At 48.7% G+C, this 663-nt stretch carries 1 protein-coding gene; it reads right to left on the bottom strand.

Annotated features, from left to right (window positions below; all coding sequences use genetic code 11):
• Window positions 1-443 precede the first annotated feature (443 nt).
• Window positions 444-663: putative zinc ribbon protein (locus tag BEB54_RS28165; protein ID WP_213077034.1), on the bottom strand; the 220-nt coding region annotated here is incomplete at its 5' end.

The raw sequence follows: 663 nt of genomic DNA, 5'->3' as shown, positions 1-663 counted from the left end.
GAACAGAGTCGCTACGCTTAAAGCATTCAGGACATTGTGCTGTTTTGCGTTTTCCGTGGAGATGGAGGGTTATACCGTCAGAGCTAATAATTTGTCGACTGCATCGCCATCCGCAAGGTAACTGTAGAAGTGTCTTAAGAGAGTGCATTGCGTTGCCCATAACTTAAAACAGCTTAGATCCTTGTTCGCCAGAAAGTTTCATCCATTTTCTTCCACCCAGGTTGCGGAAGAACCACTTTTCATCCGTCGTTGACAGATGTGAAGTATGCGGGAGAAAAAGTGAATATCTAACTGTAATAACTCAGACCTGTACGAGTACTCTGGACGTCTACAATCATTCAGGGCAAAGTGCTAAAATTTCTCTATTCCGGGATGCCCCTACCAACGCAGCACTCCCGGAGATATCATTACAGCTCTGCAACTGATTTCCGCGACTGAACCGCTCAGTTCCTATCCTTCCAGTTGCCCTCCTGCCCCCCCTCCCTGCTGTATACCCCGGTACCACAACTCGGGCAGCACTTTTCCCCCTCATAATTTTCGTCACACATCACACAAAACCACTTTCTCACCTTCACCGTATAATCCGGAACCGTCATACCCTGCAGATGCAAACGACGGGCCTCTTTCTCTGCCGGGTCAAGCCAGGTGCATCGCAGCAGGATT

The sequence above is a fragment of the Escherichia sp. MOD1-EC6021 genome, from assembly GCF_002965245.1.
Lineage (GTDB): Bacteria > Pseudomonadota > Gammaproteobacteria > Enterobacterales > Enterobacteriaceae > Escherichia > Escherichia coli_F.
Note: the sequence above shows the minus strand (reverse complement) of the source record. Positions and strands in the feature narration are given on the sequence as shown.